Genomic DNA, 17,851 nt, shown 5'->3' on the forward strand with positions numbered 1-17,851 from the left:
GCCCAATCCGTGAGCTTCAAAGACATGGAATCGCAATCAAACCAGGACGCCCCAACGGCCTACGTCGGCTCGGGAACCGGGGATTGCGAATCGACACAGAACAAGGATCGATCCCATGGTCAGCGCAGCCACGCTCGCAACCAATCTGATTGACAAAACATTCTATCAGGATTCGGACGGATTTCCGGGCCGCCTAAAACGGATGACAGCGAAACTGCTGCGGTCATTACCCGGGTCTAGCGTGATCACCAACGACGCCGACCGGCAAGGCGATGTGTTGTTGGCGATGGAGGCGTTGGAAACCGCACTGAAGCATTGTGACTTTCAAACCGTTCTGGATGTTGGAAGTGGTGCAGGAAAACATGCGGAACTTTTTCACCAACATGGAAAGTCTGTCACGACCATTGATTTCGGAAAGTCGATCTATTATCAGAAACGCGACCAGCATCGAACGGACATCATCGCGGATTACTATGAATACCAGTTCGATCATCCGTTTGATTTGGTTTGGGCCAGCCATGTGTTGGAACACCAGCCCAATCCGAATGACTTTCTGAAAAAGGTGCATCGTGATACCAAGGAGGGCGGTTGGGTGGTGATCACCGTGCCGCCCCTAAAGCACCAAATCGTCGGCGGGCATCTATCACTGTGGAATGCAGGAATGCTGTTGTACCACTTGATCTTCGCCGGGTTCGATTGCCGAACCGCTTGGGTGAAACGATCGGGTTACAACATCAGCGTGATCGTCGACAAGCGAAGCATCGTTTTGCCAGAACTTCACTATGACAGCGGCGACATCAATCGTCTGTCCGCATTTTTGCCCCACGGCTTAGGCGAAGGATTTGATGGAAACATTCGTTCCATGAATTGGCCGGATTGAAAACGTTGATGTCCATCACGGATCGCATCACGATCGCAGCGGCAACATTGGAAATTGATGCAGCCACCGCCGCGCTGATTGCCGCTCCGATGCCGCCCAGCCACGGCGTCAGAGTCAACGCCACGACGATTCCGATCACCGCGGACCAACCGATGGCGTTTCGAAATTCGCGGCCGTGACCGCACATCACCATCGCACATCGCACGCAACCAGTGGCCGCATTAATGAACTGTCCGATCGCCAAGATACGCAACAGGTTGGCGTGCGGGCGAAAACCGTTGCCGAAGATTCCCATGATCGGTTCGGCAAAGATGAATACCAGCACGACGATCGGTGCGCTGACTGCAATGATCAGCCCATTGATTTGATAAACCAATCGGCGGATCGCATCGGAGCGGTGCAGCGAACTTAGTGTCGCAAATCTGGGGGCGACCACGCTGTCGACGGCGGTCAACAGAAAGCTGACCAGACCGGCCGCGCGATTGGCATTGCTTAACGCTGCGACCACAGCCGGACTGGCAAAGAACGCCAGGATCAACTGCGACGCCCAGCGGTTGCCTTGGGTGATCCCCGAAGCACTTAGAAGTGGTACCGAATCGGCAATCATTTGCCGCGGATCGATCGACCGTGAATAGCGACGTGGCGGGACGAATCGAAACCAAATCAATCCGGCCACGACCACAATCAATGCATTGACGATGGCTGCCGCGAGCATCAGATCTGCGGCGTCGTGAATTCCGAAGCGATCATCCAGTTGCGTCAAGAGAATGACAGATCCGGGAAACGCTAGGAACGCAAAACACATGTACGTGTTGATCCGTCCAAGTCCTTGAAAGCCAAAGGCCAGCAATTGAGTCAACGCGAACGGGATCATGGCCCAAGCGGTCGACCGGATGACCGCCTGATAGCCACCTGGATCCCAAAACACGGGAAGTTCATGACCCGCCAGCCAGACTGCGGAACCGGCCAGACATAAAGCCATGCCGGTGAATCCCACCGAAACCAGGATCACGTCGCTCATCCCCCGGCGATCGTTGGTCACCTTCTTCGCCGCGATTTGACGGACGATGGTACTGTCCAATCCCAGACGGGCGAACATCGCAGCGGTGATCATGATGATCTGGCCGACGAAAAAGCGTCCGGCCTCCTCGGCCCCCATTGCACGGGTGACCGCAACATTCATCAACACACCTGCCGCAGCACCCCCGACGCGCAGCACAAAAGCCAGCCCGCCGGAGGTCGCCAGTCGAAACAGCCGATTCAGCAAAAATGTTGTCCCATGTGACGTGTCAGGTGGGCTGATCATAAAAGCCCTGGCGTCTGTTCACCATGTCGACGGAGCGCCAGAAATACTCGCACCGCCATTCAGTGACCTGCACGCGTAGACAAGACTCATGCACTGTGACGAATTCGATCCATGTCGATCGCCCACCATTGTTCGTCATCGGCAGTGATTTCTTCCCGAGTGGATCGTTGGGGCTCGCCCTCGTCGATCAGCGGGCCGTCATCGGCGATTTCGCCGGGTGACGGCAACGCCATCATGTCATCGATCGATCCGATGGTGGTGTCGGCCACCGGCAATGTGTCTTGCTGTTCGTCGATCGCTTGCTTCGCCAAGGACCGCGACGCACTACTGGCACCAATGAAGAACCATCCTATGATGTCATAGCCGGTGAATTCGAACATCCCGAGCAAAAAGTAGATCCATACCAACCGAGTGCAGGAATCCATCCGCGTCAGCGGTTGACGAAGGTTCGCAAACACAATCATCAACAACAACAAGGTGGACTGGACACCACCGTCCATTGTTAGGTCGATGAAAATGTTATGTGAATTGTTCTCGCGATAAAAATGGTCCAAGTCGCGATTCATCATCGCAAATCCGTTGCCCGCACCATGCCCAAACGGATTGGACGTGATCTGTTGTGACGCTGATTTCCAGATCGCCAAGCGGCCTTGACGCTGGTCTGCCAGACGTTGTTCGGCTTTGATATCGAAACGCTGGGTCAATTGATCCTCATGTCGACCACCGGCCAACAGCATCACATAAGTCGTCGCACCGATCAGCGCGATCAGCAAGAAGCCGATTCGATACGGATTCCGACGATTCTCCGCGATCCAGAAACAGGATGCAGCCAAACAGGCGATCACGCCCGCCCGAGACAACATCAACACACTGGTGATCGCGGCAATCGCCAAAGATGGCAAAAACAAGGACGTTCCCACCAGAAGTGCCGCCAGCATACCGAGGTGGGTGGATTCCAAATTGGGACCTCCGGAAGCCAGGAACCAAACCGGCGAATTGGATTTTTCCCGGCTGTAGATGGTCGCCAACTCGCCGTGGTGCATCACATTGCGGGCAATGATGGCGATGATCGTCATCCAGAAGATGACCCGCAGCGTCTGTTTGCGTTCATCCACTGTGGTCCGGTGAACCCAATCTGCACCCGCAACGCATGCGGCCCCGGCAAACACCAATAAGATTCCACGAATGTTGTATCCGTAGACCCAATAAGTGAACATCGTCGTGCACGCCATGGAGATGAAAAAGCACATCTCCAGATTCAGCGTCAGCCGATGGATGCGTGTCGCCCCCAGGATCAATCCGATCGGCAACAGCAAGTGATAGGCATTCAGGGTGTTGCCCGTGACGTCATTCTCATAGACCGGTATCTGAACCAGTGTCAGGAAGACCAGTGCAAGGTAGAAGCAATGAATCAGCCGCATGATTTTGACATTCCGATGGGACTCATGCGGCCTGACGTTGCGGCCACGGATCGATCATGCGTTCAAGGCCCATCGGCGTGATCGCATGATCCGCAAAGTAGTCGGCGTCGGCTAGGAAACGCGTCAAGTAGCGACGCAGCAGATCCGGGCGATCGACAAAAGATTCGAAGAAGGCACGCCCATAAACGGTGACCGGTTTCCCCGCGATCAGTGCCTCCAGTCCCACGGTCGAATTGATGGTGCAAACGTGACTGGCACGTTGGATTAAACCCGCAGTGTCTTCACGCGTTTGATAGATCTTCAAACGTCGTGATCGCAACCGTGTGATCTGCCGATCCACCGCCTGAATCGCCGATCGGTTGGTTTCCGCCGGGTGCGGCTTGATGACCAATGCCAGGCCATCACGGCCCGACTGTTCCGCCGCACGATCAATGGCAGCTTGATTGTTGACGTCGCTGTGAAGCAACAGTTGCGTGTCGCAAGAAACCTGCAGCGGCAATAGTCGAAACGTCGACGGCAAGTCTTTCAGTTTGGACATCGTGTCGTCGACGTCGCTCAATGGCTTGGCTTTTCGCAAACGGTGCCATTTGTCACTAAAGCGACCCAACATCGCGTTCGGTCGGATCGGATAGATGCCGCGGCCTGCGATGGCGTTGATCCAGTCGCTCGGGCGTTCCCATTGCATCCGGATCGCACTCTTGGCTTGCGGAACGCCAACCCCCAGCTTTCGGTCCCAGTAGGCCGACTTCCAAGATTCGTATTCCGCCGCCTCGCAATCGGCGTACAACCGCAAACGGTTTGGGTTGCGGCGGATCGATGACGCTGCATTGACGCCGGAGTCATCGATGAACAGCTTTCCGGGGATGTTGCCGATTTCCATGAATCGCGTGGCGACCGACGGGGGGCAAACCGCTGCGGCCAATTGTTCAACGAACTGGCTGCCGTTCCAAAGAAACAGGTGAGTCGGATTCATGCGATGCAATTGGGTTTCAATCGCTGCGGAAACCGGCGCCGCCAATCGTCGCAAAGATTCCAATGTCACATCGCCACGCAGGCATTCCAGACTCTCCGAAGCGCACTGGTTCAAGCGATCCAAGCTCGTATTGCTGCGTACCGATCGACGCCAAGACAGTAATTCCACCGGCGCACCGTGCGACCGCAACAAGCCGTGCGTCGACTTTCGATACGCCAGAAAACGGACGTCGATTCCCGATTCCTGGCACGCACGGTGAACACGCACGAAGAACCGTGCGCGTTCCACATTGTCGGCCAGAAATAGCAATCGAAGCTTCATCGTGGATTGGCCAAAATCGATGTCGGTGGGCGGCGATCGGGGATTGCCGACTGCTAGGTTCGAAGATGTTTCCCGGGCACCAACCCCGGCGGTGCAAATCAATATTCCATTGCGGAAGTAGTTGATTTCCGGGCCCCGGCACAATAGCAAGCCTCGTGAAACTGCTTTTCACGCACGACCACCAGTCGCTTGAACCTTGATAGCCGCGGTGATCATGACGACCACGTGGCATGCGTTCATCGCACTAAACGCGTCTGATCGCTTTGTAGATCATCGAACGCAGGCCGACTGGGATGATTCGCACGCCCGATCGGATCATCAGGTTTTGGACCAGATCCCGCATCGACATCAAGCCTTCGCGGTTCATCGCGGTCAGGTTGGCGAATTCCGAGCGAAGGTAATCCCAGCCACCGCGTCGTCGCATGAACGCGTTATCGCCGCGGACGTTGACGTGATACTCCGGCAGATTCGCAAGCCGCATGCCCTGCTTGATCATTCGCAGTGCAATCCACCAGTCTTCCATCAGCCCGTCGATTGACGGATAGCCGCCCACACGCATCAGGTCGGCACGCTTGAAGACCGCGGTCACATGGTTAAAGGGGGTGCGTTTTCGCGAATACTTTTTGATCGCGTCGGGCTGCGCCGGAACTTTGCGATCGGTCAGGCACTGTTGCATCTGATCATCGAACTGGCGGTACCAACCGCCCAACAGACTGATGTCCGGATGTTGATCCAGATACGACAGCTGTTTTTCAAACCGATCCGAAAGCGAAACATCGTCGGCATCCATTCGGGCAACATAGTCATAACGACAATGCTGCAGGCCCACGTTCATCGCTTTGGCAAGTCCGATATTGTTCTTGCATCGAACCACGCGAACGTTGTGCATCGGCTGGGCTTCCCAGTGATCGATGACCGTTTCCAGGTCTTCGCTGACCGGACCGTCAACCACCAAGATGACTTCGTCGGGACGCCGCGTTTGTTTTGCGGTGACGCTGTCGATGGCTTCCCAAAAATGGATCGGGTCGTCGTTCCGATAGACCGACATCAACACCGAAAACCGGTTCTGGCGAAGCCCCGAAGTCGCCCGACTGGGCCGCACCGGTGTGCCGGCCGATTGTTTCAAAGCGACCGCGGTTTGTGGGGCGGATCCGTTTCGCGCCGACCCGGGGTCGGTTCTGCGAGATGCCGGCTGCGTGACGCCACCGTGAAAACGGTTCAATCGGGGCGCACCGGCAGACCGGTCCTGTCGTGAATCCATAGGACAGCCTCTTTTGAGGGGGAGCTGTCCTGTTCATCGACTCAAAATCGCGACACATCGACGCTTTGTCACAAAATCAAAAGACTTTCTAAAGTCGTCGGGGGGTCTGAGTCGCCCACTTGATACAACCCGGTTATCAGGCTGTTTCGCAGATTCCGGGCAACTTGACTAACCATTCTCGGTTGTCCTGGTACCAGGCGACGCATCGTCGCAAGCCTTCTTCCAGACTGATTTCGGGTTTCCATCCCAGCAAACGATCGGCCTTTTCAATGTTGGCCCAAGTCGACTCCATGTCGGCCACGTGTGCGGGCTTGCGATCCACGACCGCTTTCTTGCCCAACAGTTCTTCGATGATGCCGATCACCTTGTTGATCGAATGTGGTTGATTGCCGCCGCCCAAATTGATGATCTCGTACCCCAGCGGTTTGGTCGCCAGGATCGTGCCGCGTGCGATGTCATCGACAAAGGTAAAGTCGCGTGACTGTTCTCCATCGCCGTACACGGTGATCGGATGGCCTTGGTCGATCAGATAAACGAATCGAAAATAGCTCATGTCCGGTCGGCCGGCGGGTCCGTAAACGGTGAAGTACCGGACGACGGTGGTGTCGATGTCGTAAAGATAGTTGTACGAATACGCCATCGCTTCGGCCGCCTTCTTGGTCGCCGCGTACGGTGAAATGGGCGTGTTGACCGATAGCGATTCGACAAACGGCATCTCTTGGCCGGCATACAGCGATGACGTGGATGCCAACACGTACTTGCGGATCCCGTGCATCCGCATTTCTTCCAACAGGTTCAAGTTGCCCAGGGCATTGGTCTGCATGTAGACGTAAGGGTTTTCCATGCTGTAGCGCACGCCGGCACGCGCGGCCAAATTCAGCACCACGTCGAACTGATAGTTTTCAAAAACATCGCCCAACGTGATGCGGTCACTGATGTCCACCGCGTGGAAGTGAAATTGGCTGTGACGACGCAACTGGTCCAACCGGTGGAACTTCAGCGAGATGTCGTAGTAGTCGTTCATGTTGTCGATACCCACCACATCCACGTTGTGGTCGTCGATCAACTGGTGGCAAACACGCGAACCGATGAATCCGCCACAACCGGTAACCAGGACTCGTTTCATTGACGCTCAATCAGGCGAAAGGTGAGAGACAGTTTTCAAGCGGACCGTTGTCACCCGGTCTTGGACGATACGCAACTACAGGCTGCCGAAACTTAACGCTTGATTCATTTCGTCGATCGCCGCCGACACGGCGTCTTGCCACTTTGCATCACCAAACTTGTCGGCAAATTCCGCACGACGGTGGGCAAAGATGATGTGGCGTGAACTGTTGACGACCGCCCCCAGGCCGGCATCGTCAAACGCATGCTTCACGTCGTCCGCGCCGCCGCCTTGGGCACCAAAGCCGGGAACCAGAATCCACGACGTCGGCATGGCGGCTCGCATCTCGGCCAACTGTTCCGGATAGGTCGCACCGACCACCGCACCGACCGGTCCATACCCGTTGTCGCCTCGTCGGTCGGCGTTCATCTGGGCGATCAGTTCCGCGACGCGTTGATAGACCGTTTGGCTATCGGTTTGACGATCTTGCAGCAATCCGCCGCCGGGATTGGACGTCTTGACCAGAACAAAGATGCCCGCGTCCCGCTGGTCACAAACATCGACGAACGGTTGCAGGCTGTCTTCGCCCAAATAGGGGCTGACCGTCAGCGAATCGCTGCCCCATGCGCTGGCGTTGCCGGCGCCCAAATAGGCATCGGCATAGGCGGTCGCGGTGCTGCCGATGTCGTTGCGTTTGCCGTCGGTGATGACGATCAGACCGCGGCGGTTGGCATAGGCAATGACTTCGCCCAGAGCGATCGTTCCGGCGGGCCCCAGTTGTTCAAAGAAGGCGGCCTGTGGCTTCACACAGGCGACGCGCCCGGCGGCCACATCGATGATCTCCGTGCAGAACTGGGTGTAGGCCGCCGCCCATTGGTCGGGCGAATCGTTCGGGATGCCGTCCCGGATGCCGGCGGGCAGCTGATCGCGACGCGGGTCCAGCCCGACACAGGTGACCGAACCCGATTGGCGGACGGCTTGGGCAAGACGATCGGCGAACTTCATGATCGGGGTTCTCGCGGAAAAAGGCGGCAAAATCGGCTGTCAACGCGTGCCAGCGACCGTCGCAGAATAAACATCCCGTCCCAGACGCGAAACTCCGCTAGCGAAGTCCGTGAAGGTTCATTAATCTCTAGGGAAATCGGCTCGGCAAGCCTTCACGGCCCCACCTTCGCCGCCGATTTTCGGGATGTGGCTCAGCCTGGTTAGAGCGCTGCACTGGGGGTGCAGAGGTCGCTAGTTCGAATCTAGTCATCCCGACTGTTCACAAATGTCGGTCGAATCACCACTTTAAGTGATACCGGCGTCGTGACATGCCGCCCGCTTTTCGCCGGAATGAGTGGTCCGTCGCACCGGTGATGCAGCGACGAAAGAAGTGGGCGACTTCGGCAGGTGGGATCGCACCGAGATGAACTCGATGGGCAGGTTGTTTGCAATTAGCTCGCGAGCTCGGAATGCTCGAGCGTTCGGCGGGGAGTCGGCCAGTCGCTAGCCGCCGGATGGTTGCACGAACAAGGTGCTGAAACGCCAAACGACCCAATAGCCCTCTTCATCACTTGTGCGATGGTGAAGCAAAGTCGGTGGGCGTCGTTTTCATCTTCACGCTCTGGCAAGCATGCCTAAGCCAAAGCAGCGAAGTCGTCGCTGCCTATGCCATGCTGGAACCTGTGAACTTCTCGGGACGAATTCTTCGTAACAGACAGGGGTTTGGGACGATTGGAACTGTGACATTCAACCAAGCCCCATCGTCGAGGAATATGGCCATGTTTCGAATCGCGTTGACTTTGCTGGTCCTGCTCGTCGGATCATGGACTGTTTCTGCTCAACAAGTGATGCGAACTTCTCAGGCGGGCCTGCTCTATCCAACATTCCCTGAACGCATTATCCCCGACGTTCAGATTGCCACGTCGTACGAGTTGTGGGTCATTGACCATCGGTCGCTTGATGAGGTTGGTTTTTGGGTGATCTTCGAATACGAAGACCGGGACACCGTATACAGGGGCCCTTTCGAGACCGAAGCCGATGCGTGGGACCAATTAGCACGAATACTCTCGGGGCAAACCCGTGACCGATTGCCGACGAACTACATCAGCGTCGATGTCATCGAATTCCTGCCGGAGTACTTTTATGTGGCGACGTTTGGCAGCCTGGAGGAAGCACAGGAAATTGCGGAAATCTTTGAATCCGAAGACGTAGAGACGAAAATAATCCTTCGCTATGGAAAGCGAAGGGAAGATTGAACGCTGCGTCGGCATACGCGCATTGCCGAAGTGGCAAAAGCAGGGCATTTCCTGGGCCGCGGAGACGGACGGCCAGGGCTCAGGGGGGTGGCTCAGGGCTTTGACAATGCCCCTACAAGAAAACAGGCAGCCAGTCGTGAGACCGTTTCCTGGAAATCAAACTTGATTTGCTGAAACTCCGGTTGCTTGAGAACAGCCTTGACCGATGCCGAGGGATGGCAGTGGGCCCACATTCCGGTGGCTGACATCACGAGCATTGCCAGTGCCCGCGAGGATTCTTCATCGTTCAGATCAGGAAGAGCTTCGGACAAAGCGGCAACGCACGGTTGCACGATTGCCAGGAACTCCCGCTTGAACTGGGCCACCGTCTCCGGGCCGACATTGTGCTCGAAAACTGATGCCAATGATGCGGACAACGTGCAGAATCGGCGTCGACGCGCAAGAGAGTCGGCAAACGCGGTGGCGACGGCATCGACATCGCCCGATTTCTCGATTTGATCAAGTCGCCGCTTGAAGGATCGTGCCCACGATACGGACTCCTTCAGCAGAAGTTGAAGCAAGATTGCCTCGCGACTTTCAAAGTAAACATACAGGTTGGGTTTGGACAAACCGGCTTGCCTAGCGATCGCGTTCAGCCCGGTGCCTTCCAAACCCTGCTCGTCAAGCAGTACCCCGGCTGCTTCCAGGATCGCGTCGATCCTCTCGGCCTTCTGTTCCGGTTTTCTGGCTCGTTTCCACGTTTTCTTTCTCGGGCTCACCAATCGCCTCTTCCGGAAGAATTCTGTTGTCTCTGTTGACAGTGTACCAGTGGTTGCATAAAAGGCTACCGGTGGTCGATAAACAGGAGACCAGCGGTAAGTAAAAAACGGGTGCAGTTTTTTTAGGAGCGAACGGTGGCAGACACGACATTCGGACCGAAGGGGTGGACGCCGGAACGCCTTGGCTCCCTGGCGGGCAAGACGTTCGTCATCACCGGCGCCAATTCGGGTGCGGGATTTCAGGCGGCACGAACCTTGTTGGCGAAGAACGCCAATGTGGTGATGCTCAACCGCTCGTCCGACAAGTCGCAAGCGGCGATCGCGGAATTAAAAACGGAGTTCGGATCCGATGCCGAGGTCGGCTTCATTCGCATGGACCTCGCCTCGCTTGCCAGCGTCCGGGATGCCGCGGTGGAGGTCCTGGCCTCCCTCCCACGGATCGATGCGTTGATTTGCAACGCCGCCATCGCGCAGGTGCCGAAACAAAGGCTTACCGACGACGGTTTTGAAAGCATGCTGGGCACCAACCACTACGGACACTTCTTATTGTGCGGTTTGCTGTTTGAACGAATCGAACAGACCGAAGGACGAATCGTGGTGGTCAGCAGTCTTGGTTACAACATGGGGATCAAGACGATCCAGTTTGATGATATGAACTGGGACAAGAACTACCACCAGAATAGAACTTATTCGCAAAGCAAGCTGGCACAGATGATGTTTGCCTACGAGTTGCAGGATCGGCTGGCCGCAGCGAACAGGACCAACGTGAAAGTGTTTGTCTGCCATCCCGGATCGTCGAAGACATCACTGATCACGACTAGCGGCAATTTGGCGACGCGGATCGCATTTTATCTCATGTCACTGTCTCCGATCGTGCAATCGGCCGAGAAAGGTTCTTGGCCGGAAGTGATGTGCGCGACCGAGGATGGTCTCCAGCAACGAGCTCTCTATGGTCCAACCGGGTTCATAGAATTTGTCGGTCCTGTCGGCAAGGGCACGCTTCACCCCCACGCGTACGACAAGGCGGTCATGCAGCGGCTTTGGGACGTGTCCGAAAAGGAAACGGGTTTCCGGTGGGATCTTTAAGAATCGAAGCGAGTCAAGCCAGGCGTGCAGCGGTCCGGTCCGGCTGGATCAGTCCGTTTCGCCCCGTTGTCGCATGTCTTCGAGCGTTTTACCCGCTTCGTGTTCGAATTGACGATCCAGGACGTTCATGCACTGCATTCGATCCAATCGAAAGTGGCGAAAATCACGTCGCAGTTCGCACCATGCGGCCACCATCCAGTGGGGCGCGATGAAGATGATGGCTAGGGGCCGTATGTGACGCTTGGTTTCGGATCCGTTGTGATCGGTATACGCGAACTCGACCACGTGTCTTGAGCGGATCGCGCGCCTTAGCGACGTAAAATCGATTTTCAGCGATGGCTTCCCCGAACTCGGATAGGCGTACGAAGTGGACTCGCGAATCATGTCGCCCAGCGAATCGGGTAAGACGGCGGTGATCCGGTCCAGTGCACGTCTGGCCGCCTGAGCCATCGCCGGGTCCGCCCAGCTTTGAACCATCTGCGCGCCCAGGGCCAATGCATCCAGCTCTTCGTCATCAAACAACAGCGGCCGAACCACATAGTTCGGGCGCAGCAGGTAGCCCACGCCGGCTTCACCGGTCAGGGGTACGCCCGAGGCCTTGAGGTCAGCGATGTCGCGATAGATCGTGCGGACCCCGACCTCCAACTCCTCACCAAGTTCCTTTGCGGTGACCGTTTCGCGTCGAGCTTTCAGGTACTCAACGATCCGGAATAGACGATCCGCCCGGCGCAATGCTGTTTTCCTTGATGAGCAATCTTTCGAAATCTTCCAGCACCGCTGACAGTAGGCTGTCAGTAGCGCTCTGTAAAGTTGGTCGACAAGAGCCATGGGGCGGCGAACTGTCGGCCATCTTGTTTTCGACGATGACGCCATGCAGGAAATGCCCAAGTGCAACGCTCGGCAACGAACAATTCACCCATCTAACGCACTCCGAACGGATCAAGGTTTCGATATGTTGAAGCAAACCCATTTTCCCGAGGCCACCCTTGTCGATTTGGGTGACGTCCAGCTCGAAGTTTTTGAAGCTGGGCAGCAAAACGCGGGAAACCCAATCATGCTATGCCATGGATGGCCAGAACTCGCATTCTCCTGGCGACATCAAGTACCAGCCCTGGTGGACGCGGGCTACCATGTCATCGTTCCCAATCAGCGCGGCTACGGCAGATCATCTTCCCCTACGGAGGTCACCGAATATGACATTCGGCATTTGACGTCCGACTTGGCTGGGTTGCTTGAGCACTTTGGGTACCAAGATGCCACGTTCGTGGGTCACGACTGGGGAGCGATGGTGGTTTGGGGATTGGCAATGTTGCACCCCCGTCGTGTGAAGCAAATCATCAATTTGGCCTTGCCGTATCAGGCACGTGGACAGGTCCCCTGGATTGAATTGATGGAACAGTTGTTGGGACCCGACAACTATTTCGTCCACTTCAATCGAAAACCGGGAGTCGCAGACGCAGTGTTGGAACAAAACACGCGTCAGTTCCTGGCAAACCTCTATCGCAAAAACCTTCCCCGACGGGAGCCGGAACCCGGCATGCAGATGATGAATCTTGCCAGGGCGGAAAAGCCATTCGGTGATCCTATCATGAGCAATGATGAGCTGGCCGTCTTTGTCGACTCATTCCAAGCATCCGGATTTTCAGGGGGGATCAATTGGTATCGAAATCTTGATCGAAACTGGCATCTGCTGGCCGATGTGGACCCAGTGATTGAACATCGGACGTTGATGATCTATGGCGATCGAGACACGATCCCCAAATCGGAAACGTTAGTCGACTTTGTCCCCAACGTTGACGTGACCCATCTGGATTGTGGTCACTGGATCCAACAAGAATTGCCGGAGCAAACGAACGCCTCCATATTGAATTGGTTGCAACGCAACCCACTCCACCCGGCGTAGGAAAAGGGGTCAGGCGTCTTTTTAGTGTTAGCGAGACCGTTTCATGAAAAAGTCCCCCGTCCCCTTTGTTGAGTCCGGCGCGAAGCCGGAAGACCGCCGCGACCATCAGCAACAAGGCGGTCAACACCGTGGAATGGATCAAGACGTTGACCACCCAGACGGTCCATTGATCGGACATGATGTTCATGACTTGCCTCCACGTTTTTGGCAGCTTTGCGTTTGCTTTGTTTCGGAGCCGTTGTTTCGGCAGCGTCAATCATCTCGCGAATCCGGTCGGCCTCGTCGGCCGTCAGCCCACGATACTCCATCAGGGCCGTGACCATCTCCTCGGGCGATCCGGCAAACAGTCGATCCACCATCTGAGCAACCTTCGCCCCGAGGGAAGCGGTGCGAGGTCGATTGGCCGAGTACCAGAACGTTCGGCCTTCAGTCCGGTGCTTCAGCCAACCGCGTTCTTCAAGGCGGACAATCATCGTTTGGATCGTATTGCGAGCGACCTCGCGTCGCTCCGCCAATTGGTCACGCACCTGCGTGACGGTGACCTCCTGGTCCCAAACGATCTCCATGATTTCACGCTGCGCCTGCGTCAGCGGTGTCGTTTCCGGCTTCGCCATGTCCCGTTTCCCTCGAAAGTACTGATTGCCTGCCCGGTGTAGGCATCCCCGCCGGCGCAGCGTAGACAAGTCAAGCGTTTTGATGAGCAGTTCGCTGAGAATCACCGTCTTTCTATCAGATCGTGCTGTTGGGTTACTTTTCTGTGTAACAATCACCGGGCTCACTCGGGTTGTCGGTAAGGAGATGATTGATTGCACGTGGCTAGCGAAAATCACGGTCCAGAAACACGTCCGACGCTGATCGGTCGATTAGCTGACCCGGCTTGCGAACAAGCTTGGGAAGAGTTCGTGCGTTTGTACCGCGACGTCGTTTACCGCGTCGCTCGGGCTCGAGGGCTCCGTCACGCTGATGCGGAAGACGTCAGTCAAGAAGTTTTTGCGATTGTGGCTCAAAAGGTCGAGCAGTTTGATCCGGCGGCGAAGGGCTCGTTTCGCGGCTGGCTTCGCAAGCTGGCTCGTGATGTCGCGATCGATCGACTGCGGCGGCCAAGCATCGGAACCGGTTCGGGGGATTCCGCAGTTCAGCGACAGTTGAACGAACTGCCGGCTGGCGAGGACACCGGTAGTTTGTGGGACGTCGAGGTCCGTCGCGAGCAGTTGCGTCTGGCTTGCGAGCGAATTCGCGATCAATTCTCCGATGGCACGTGGCAGTCGTTCTGGCTGACCGCGATCAAACATCAATCCATCGCGGATGTGGCCAAGCAGCTTTCGCGTAGCGAAGGCAGCATCCGCGTGGCCCGGTGTCGTGTAATGGCAAAATTAAAACAGGAGGTGCGGCGAGATGATCGCGAGATTTCACTATGACCGAGAGCAGTTGCGGGCGTTCCTCGATGGCCAGGATGAAGGTGGAAGCGAAATGCAGACACACTTGGAAAGCTGCGAGGATTGCCAAGCCGAATTGGAATCGCTGGCTGAGTCCGATTTTGATTGGAACGAGGCGAGCGAATTGCTCGGCGATGACTTATTGTCGGAACGGCGCGAGCCGTCCGGTGCATTAGCGATCATCACCAACGCACCGGAGGGCTTGCGCCCTTCCGCTACGTTTCTCGACCCAACCGACAATTCCAACTCCATCGGTCGTTTTGCTCGCTACGAGATTCGCGAGATCATCGGTCGTGGCGGGATGGGTATCGTCATGCGAGCGTTTGATCCGTCGCTCAACCGTTTGTGTGCGGTGAAAGTGCTGGCTCCAGAGCTGGCCAGCAGCGCGGCAGCCAAGAAACGATTTTCACGTGAAGCCAAAAGTGCCGCAGCCGTCGTGCATCCTCATGTCGTTCCAATCCAAACCGTCAACCAACACGAAGGCTTGCCGTACCTGGTCATGCCGGTGGTCGAAGGGCAAAGTCTGCAACAACGCGTCGAAGCTGATGGTCCGCTGTCGGTTATCGAAACCGTTCGCATCGCATCACAAATTGCCGAAGGACTGGCGGCGGCTCACGATCAAGGCCTGGTGCATCGCGACATCAAGCCGGCCAACATCTTGCTCGAAAACGGCGTCGAGCGGGTGCAGATTACCGACTTTGGTTTGGCCCGCGCGGTCGATGACGCCAGCATGACCCGCAGTGGTGTCATCGCCGGCACGCCCCAATACATGTCGCCCGAACAAGCACACGGTGATTCGATAGATCACCGCAGTGATCTATTTTCGCTCGGCAGCGTGATCTATTTCATGCTAACCGGACGCAGCCCGTTTCGAGCCGAAACCACCATGGGCGTGCTCAATCGAATCGGCAACGACGATCCACGTCCATTGCGTAGCGTCAATGCCGAAGTCCCTGAATGGCTCGAAGCGTTCGTTAGTCGTCTGCTAGCCAAAGCCCCCGACAAGCGATTCACATCAGCCGGCGATGTCGCAGACCTACTGCAAAGTTGGCACGCTCATCTGCAAAGTCCCGATCGTGTTGATCCGCCCGTAGTGGACGAGGCGACGAGTCCCTCCGCTCCGAGCACGAAGGGTGGTTCGAAGGACTCGTCGCCTCGTCCACTACCAAAGCTTTCTCACCTTCCGCCAATAGCCCGCTGGCTGATCGCCCTTGCCGCGTTCGGATTCTTCGCCCTCCTCGGCGGCGTCATCTACCTCGAAACCAACAATGGCACGCTCCGCATTGAAACCAACAGCGATGGGGAAATTCCGGTCCGCATCATTCAAAACGACGAGACCATAGAAGAACTCACGATCACCTCCGCCGGATTGACCAAGCGTTTGAAGGTGGGCGACTACGTCATCGAAATCGACGACGCCGATTCGCAGTTCACAATCACCGGCGATGAGGTAAAGATCGAACGCGGCGACACATGGCTAGCTCGCATTTCTCAATTAGATCAAGCACAAAGCTTACTCGGTCAATGGCGTTTGATCGGGTGGTTTACTGCGGATGGAGCGGCGGCATCCGAGAAAACCGATCACACCACCATGAGCATCGATAGTTCCTATATCGTCAGCGTAACCGATGGAGTGACTCCCGATGACCGCTTTTTCTACCGCCGACTATCAAATAGTGTCTTGCATCTGATTGAAACAAGCGACGATTTCGCTGGTGGAACGGAATCCAAAGTTCGATACTCATTCCCTGAGGAAGACCTGCTCCGTCTCGAAAATGTTTCTTCTGATTCCGATATCGAAGGCTTATACTCGGAATGGCGACGGATTGAGGCAAGGAGTAGATCTGATGCCCACCGGACAGTCGAGAAGAACCGGCCAGTAGCTACTGACCCTACAGCACTCTAATCGCCCGCGTAGGAAAAGGGGTCAGGCGTCTTTTTTAGTGTCCGCGCGGCCGTTTTATGGTAAAGACCCCCGTCCCCTTTATCGCGGCATCAGAGGCTAAGGCTTGTGGAAATGAGTTAGCGTCTGAAGGATCTTATCGGTGAGTTTTTCTGGATCCACAACGCCGACTTTGCGATAGATCACGTTGCCGTCTTGATCGATCAACAGTGAATAAGGTGCGGGCCCGGGCCACTCGGGGTCGAGTGCTTCGGCAAGGTCATCCGTGCTGGCACCGACATAGATGTAGTTGTTGGTCGTGCGTCCTTCTTGTTCCACCGATTTGCGGAGCTTATCGCTCATCACGGCGCGGACTTTGCCCAAGAATTTGACAACGTCTTCTTTGTCTTCGGGAGCGTCCAGGCTGATGGTGATCAACTCGAACTCGCGGCGGCTGAATTTCCTGGCGATCTTCGTAAGATCAGGCATTTCTTGCATGCACGGGGCACACCAGGTTGCCCAAACGTTGAACAGACGCACTTTGCCACTCCCGTTTTGACGCAATGCTTTGACGGCATCGACGTCAATCTCCTGCACCGTGGCTTGAGCCGCCTGCCATTTCGCTTCTTCTTCGGCAACATGAACGCTGCGTTCACGCCACTTGGTTGAACAACCGTGCGGGCGAGTCTTTTCGACGGGAACGGGTTTTCCGGCCAGTAACGCGTTCACGGCGTTGATCGCGTCGTGATGCTTGACCGTCGCGGGATCCGGAAAACGTGAATCGTCAAACCGTCCGTTGTACCGCAGTGTGCGTTTTTGATCGAAGATAAAAACGTGAGGTGTGGCCAAACATCCATAGGCTCGGGCGGTCAGCTGTTTTTCGCCATCGTAAAGAAATGGAAACTCCCAGCCCAGGTCGTGGGCGTATCGGCGAGAATCTTCAAACGTTTCGTCGTACTGAGTGTGTCCGAACTCGTCTGGCCGAAGACCTGACGAATGATTGGGATTGATCGCGACGAAGCCGAAACTTTGACCCTGCATGGATTTTAGGAAGGTCTGCAAGCGTCGTTCGACACCGTGCGATGTCGGGCAATGTGTCCCGGTGAAGTAGACCATTAGGACATCGGGCTGGGAGAAATCATCGAGCGTATAAGTTTTCCCATCCACACCGGGCAATTCAAACTCGGGGGCCCGATCACCTATCTTCAGTTCGGTGAACCCTTCTGGCAGATCGTGCGGTCCCGCGGCTTTTGTCAACGATGGGGGGAACACGACGGCT

General features: G+C 56.1%; 16 protein-coding genes, 1 tRNA gene and 1 pseudogene. 7 read left to right on the forward strand and 11 right to left on the reverse strand.

The features are described from left to right. Window positions 1-202: 202 nt before the first annotated feature. Window positions 203-880 carry a class I SAM-dependent methyltransferase gene (locus tag HFP54_RS11675; protein ID WP_206036167.1) on the forward strand — a complete coding sequence of 226 codons (678 nt, stop codon included), beginning with the start codon at window positions 203-205 and terminating at the stop codon, window positions 878-880. Here HFP54_RS11675 and HFP54_RS11680 read toward each other — a convergent pair. The 6 genes from HFP54_RS11680 to pyrF form a co-directional block, all read right to left on the reverse strand. Further along, on the reverse strand, window positions 798-2,186 hold the full coding sequence (locus tag HFP54_RS11680) for a lipopolysaccharide biosynthesis protein (RefSeq protein WP_168565273.1): 1,389 nt from the start codon (window positions 2,184-2,186) through the stop codon (window positions 798-800). The genes HFP54_RS11675 and HFP54_RS11680 overlap by 83 nt on opposite strands. An 86-nt stretch (window positions 2,187-2,272) precedes the next feature. After that, window positions 2,273-3,607 carry an O-antigen ligase family protein gene (locus tag HFP54_RS11685; RefSeq protein WP_168565274.1) on the reverse strand — a complete coding sequence of 445 codons (1,335 nt, stop codon included), beginning with the start codon at window positions 3,605-3,607 and terminating at the stop codon, window positions 2,273-2,275. Window positions 3,608-3,629: 22 nt separating this feature from the next. After that, the gene (locus HFP54_RS11690; protein ID WP_168565275.1) at window positions 3,630-4,901 is read right to left on the reverse strand and encodes a capsular polysaccharide export protein, LipB/KpsS family; all 1,272 of its coding nucleotides are present in this window, start codon (window positions 4,899-4,901) and stop codon (window positions 3,630-3,632) included. Between the two features lie 244 nt (window positions 4,902-5,145). Further along, on the reverse strand, window positions 5,146-6,162 hold the full coding sequence (locus HFP54_RS11695) for a glycosyltransferase (RefSeq protein WP_146414022.1): 1,017 nt from the start codon (window positions 6,160-6,162) through the stop codon (window positions 5,146-5,148). A 136-nt stretch (window positions 6,163-6,298) separates the two neighbouring features. After that, window positions 6,299-7,288 (reverse strand): GDP-mannose 4,6-dehydratase, encoded by a 990-nt coding sequence (locus HFP54_RS11700; protein ID WP_168565276.1) that lies wholly within the window; start codon window positions 7,286-7,288, stop codon window positions 6,299-6,301. A gap of 75 nt (window positions 7,289-7,363) precedes the next feature. Beyond that, entirely contained in the window at window positions 7,364-8,272 is a 909-nt protein-coding gene (gene pyrF / locus HFP54_RS11705) for an orotidine-5'-phosphate decarboxylase (RefSeq protein ID WP_168565277.1), read from the reverse strand. 180 nt (window positions 8,273-8,452) lie between these two features. Here pyrF and HFP54_RS11710 point away from each other — a divergent pair. Continuing rightward, window positions 8,453-8,527: transfer RNA gene (locus HFP54_RS11710), tRNA-Pro, on the forward strand. A 320-nt stretch (window positions 8,528-8,847) separates the two neighbouring features. After that, a complete protein-coding gene (locus HFP54_RS11715) occupies window positions 8,848-9,507 on the forward strand; it encodes a hypothetical protein (RefSeq protein WP_206036168.1) in 660 nt (219 codons plus the stop codon). Between the two features lie 92 nt (window positions 9,508-9,599). On the opposite strand, the gene HFP54_RS11720 is transcribed toward HFP54_RS11715, so the two are convergent. Beyond that, window positions 9,600-10,577, reverse strand: coding sequence for a TetR/AcrR family transcriptional regulator (locus HFP54_RS11720; RefSeq protein WP_235951686.1), 978 nt, complete (start codon window positions 10,575-10,577; stop codon window positions 9,600-9,602). Between HFP54_RS11720 and HFP54_RS11725 the strand changes: the two genes are divergently transcribed. Continuing rightward, the gene (locus tag HFP54_RS11725) at window positions 10,524-11,351 is read left to right on the forward strand and encodes an SDR family NAD(P)-dependent oxidoreductase (protein WP_235951688.1); all 828 of its coding nucleotides are present in this window, start codon (window positions 10,524-10,526) and stop codon (window positions 11,349-11,351) included. The two genes, HFP54_RS11720 and HFP54_RS11725, sit on opposite strands and share 54 nt — an antisense overlap. Before the next feature lie 48 nt (window positions 11,352-11,399). Here the strand turns inward: HFP54_RS11725 and HFP54_RS11730 are convergent, their stop codons facing one another. Together HFP54_RS11730 and HFP54_RS11735 are read right to left on the reverse strand one after the other, a co-directional pair. Continuing rightward, window positions 11,400-12,083, reverse strand: a complete 684-nt coding sequence (locus HFP54_RS11730) for a helix-turn-helix transcriptional regulator (RefSeq protein WP_168565281.1) — start codon at window positions 12,081-12,083, stop codon at window positions 11,400-11,402. Further along, window positions 12,049-12,387 carry a hypothetical protein gene (locus tag HFP54_RS11735; RefSeq protein ID WP_168565246.1) on the reverse strand — a complete coding sequence of 113 codons (339 nt, stop codon included), beginning with the start codon at window positions 12,385-12,387 and terminating at the stop codon, window positions 12,049-12,051. Before HFP54_RS11735 ends, HFP54_RS11730 begins: the two co-directional genes overlap by 35 nt. Here HFP54_RS11735 and HFP54_RS11740 point away from each other — a divergent pair. Beyond that, a complete protein-coding gene (locus HFP54_RS11740) occupies window positions 12,304-13,254 on the forward strand; it encodes an alpha/beta fold hydrolase (RefSeq protein WP_168565282.1) in 951 nt (316 codons plus the stop codon). The genes HFP54_RS11735 and HFP54_RS11740 overlap by 84 nt on opposite strands. Window positions 13,255-13,457: 203 nt before the next feature. Here the strand turns inward: HFP54_RS11740 and HFP54_RS26415 are convergent. Continuing rightward, window positions 13,458-13,868, reverse strand: a pseudogene (locus HFP54_RS26415) (BlaI/MecI/CopY family transcriptional regulator); the annotation flags it as partial. A gap of 198 nt (window positions 13,869-14,066) precedes the next feature. Between HFP54_RS26415 and HFP54_RS11750 the strand changes: the two are divergent. Both HFP54_RS11750 and HFP54_RS11755 read left to right on the forward strand, forming a co-directional pair. Next, window positions 14,067-14,672 (forward strand): RNA polymerase sigma factor, encoded by a 606-nt coding sequence (locus tag HFP54_RS11750; protein WP_168565615.1) that lies wholly within the window; start codon window positions 14,067-14,069, stop codon window positions 14,670-14,672. After that, complete coding sequence (locus HFP54_RS11755; RefSeq protein ID WP_168565283.1) at window positions 14,650-16,596, forward strand: serine/threonine-protein kinase; 1,947 nt, start codon at window positions 14,650-14,652, stop codon at window positions 16,594-16,596. Before HFP54_RS11750 ends, HFP54_RS11755 begins: the two co-directional genes overlap by 23 nt. Before the next feature lie 96 nt (window positions 16,597-16,692). Here the strand turns inward: HFP54_RS11755 and HFP54_RS11760 are convergent, their stop codons facing one another. Further along, window positions 16,693-17,829 carry a redoxin domain-containing protein gene (locus HFP54_RS11760; RefSeq protein WP_168565284.1) on the reverse strand — a complete coding sequence of 379 codons (1,137 nt, stop codon included), beginning with the start codon at window positions 17,827-17,829 and terminating at the stop codon, window positions 16,693-16,695. Window positions 17,830-17,851 lie beyond the last annotated feature (22 nt).

This window comes from Crateriforma spongiae (assembly GCF_012290005.1).
Taxonomy (GTDB): domain Bacteria; phylum Planctomycetota; class Planctomycetia; order Pirellulales; family Pirellulaceae; genus Crateriforma; species Crateriforma spongiae.

What these genes read in the sequence shown, in the direction of transcription:
- HFP54_RS11740 (WP_168565282.1), top strand. Translation starts at nt 12,304, where the DNA reads ATGTTGAAGCAAACCCATTTTCCCGAGGCCACCCTTGTCGATTTGGGT.
- HFP54_RS11690 (WP_168565275.1), bottom strand. Translation starts at nt 4,901, where the DNA reads ATGAAGCTTCGATTGCTATTTCTGGCCGACAATGTGGAACGCGCACGG.
- HFP54_RS11685 (WP_168565274.1), bottom strand. Translation starts at nt 3,607, where the DNA reads ATGCGGCTGATTCATTGCTTCTACCTTGCACTGGTCTTCCTGACACTG.
- HFP54_RS11755 (WP_168565283.1), top strand. Translation starts at nt 14,650, where the DNA reads ATGATCGCGAGATTTCACTATGACCGAGAGCAGTTGCGGGCGTTCCTC.
- pyrF (WP_168565277.1), bottom strand. Translation starts at nt 8,272, where the DNA reads ATGAAGTTCGCCGATCGTCTTGCCCAAGCCGTCCGCCAATCGGGTTCG.
- HFP54_RS11695 (WP_146414022.1), bottom strand. Translation starts at nt 6,162, where the DNA reads ATGGATTCACGACAGGACCGGTCTGCCGGTGCGCCCCGATTGAACCGT.
- HFP54_RS11680 (WP_168565273.1), bottom strand. Translation starts at nt 2,186, where the DNA reads ATGATCAGCCCACCTGACACGTCACATGGGACAACATTTTTGCTGAAT.
- HFP54_RS11675 (WP_206036167.1), top strand. Translation starts at nt 203, where the DNA reads ATGACAGCGAAACTGCTGCGGTCATTACCCGGGTCTAGCGTGATCACC.
- HFP54_RS11700 (WP_168565276.1), bottom strand. Translation starts at nt 7,288, where the DNA reads ATGAAACGAGTCCTGGTTACCGGTTGTGGCGGATTCATCGGTTCGCGT.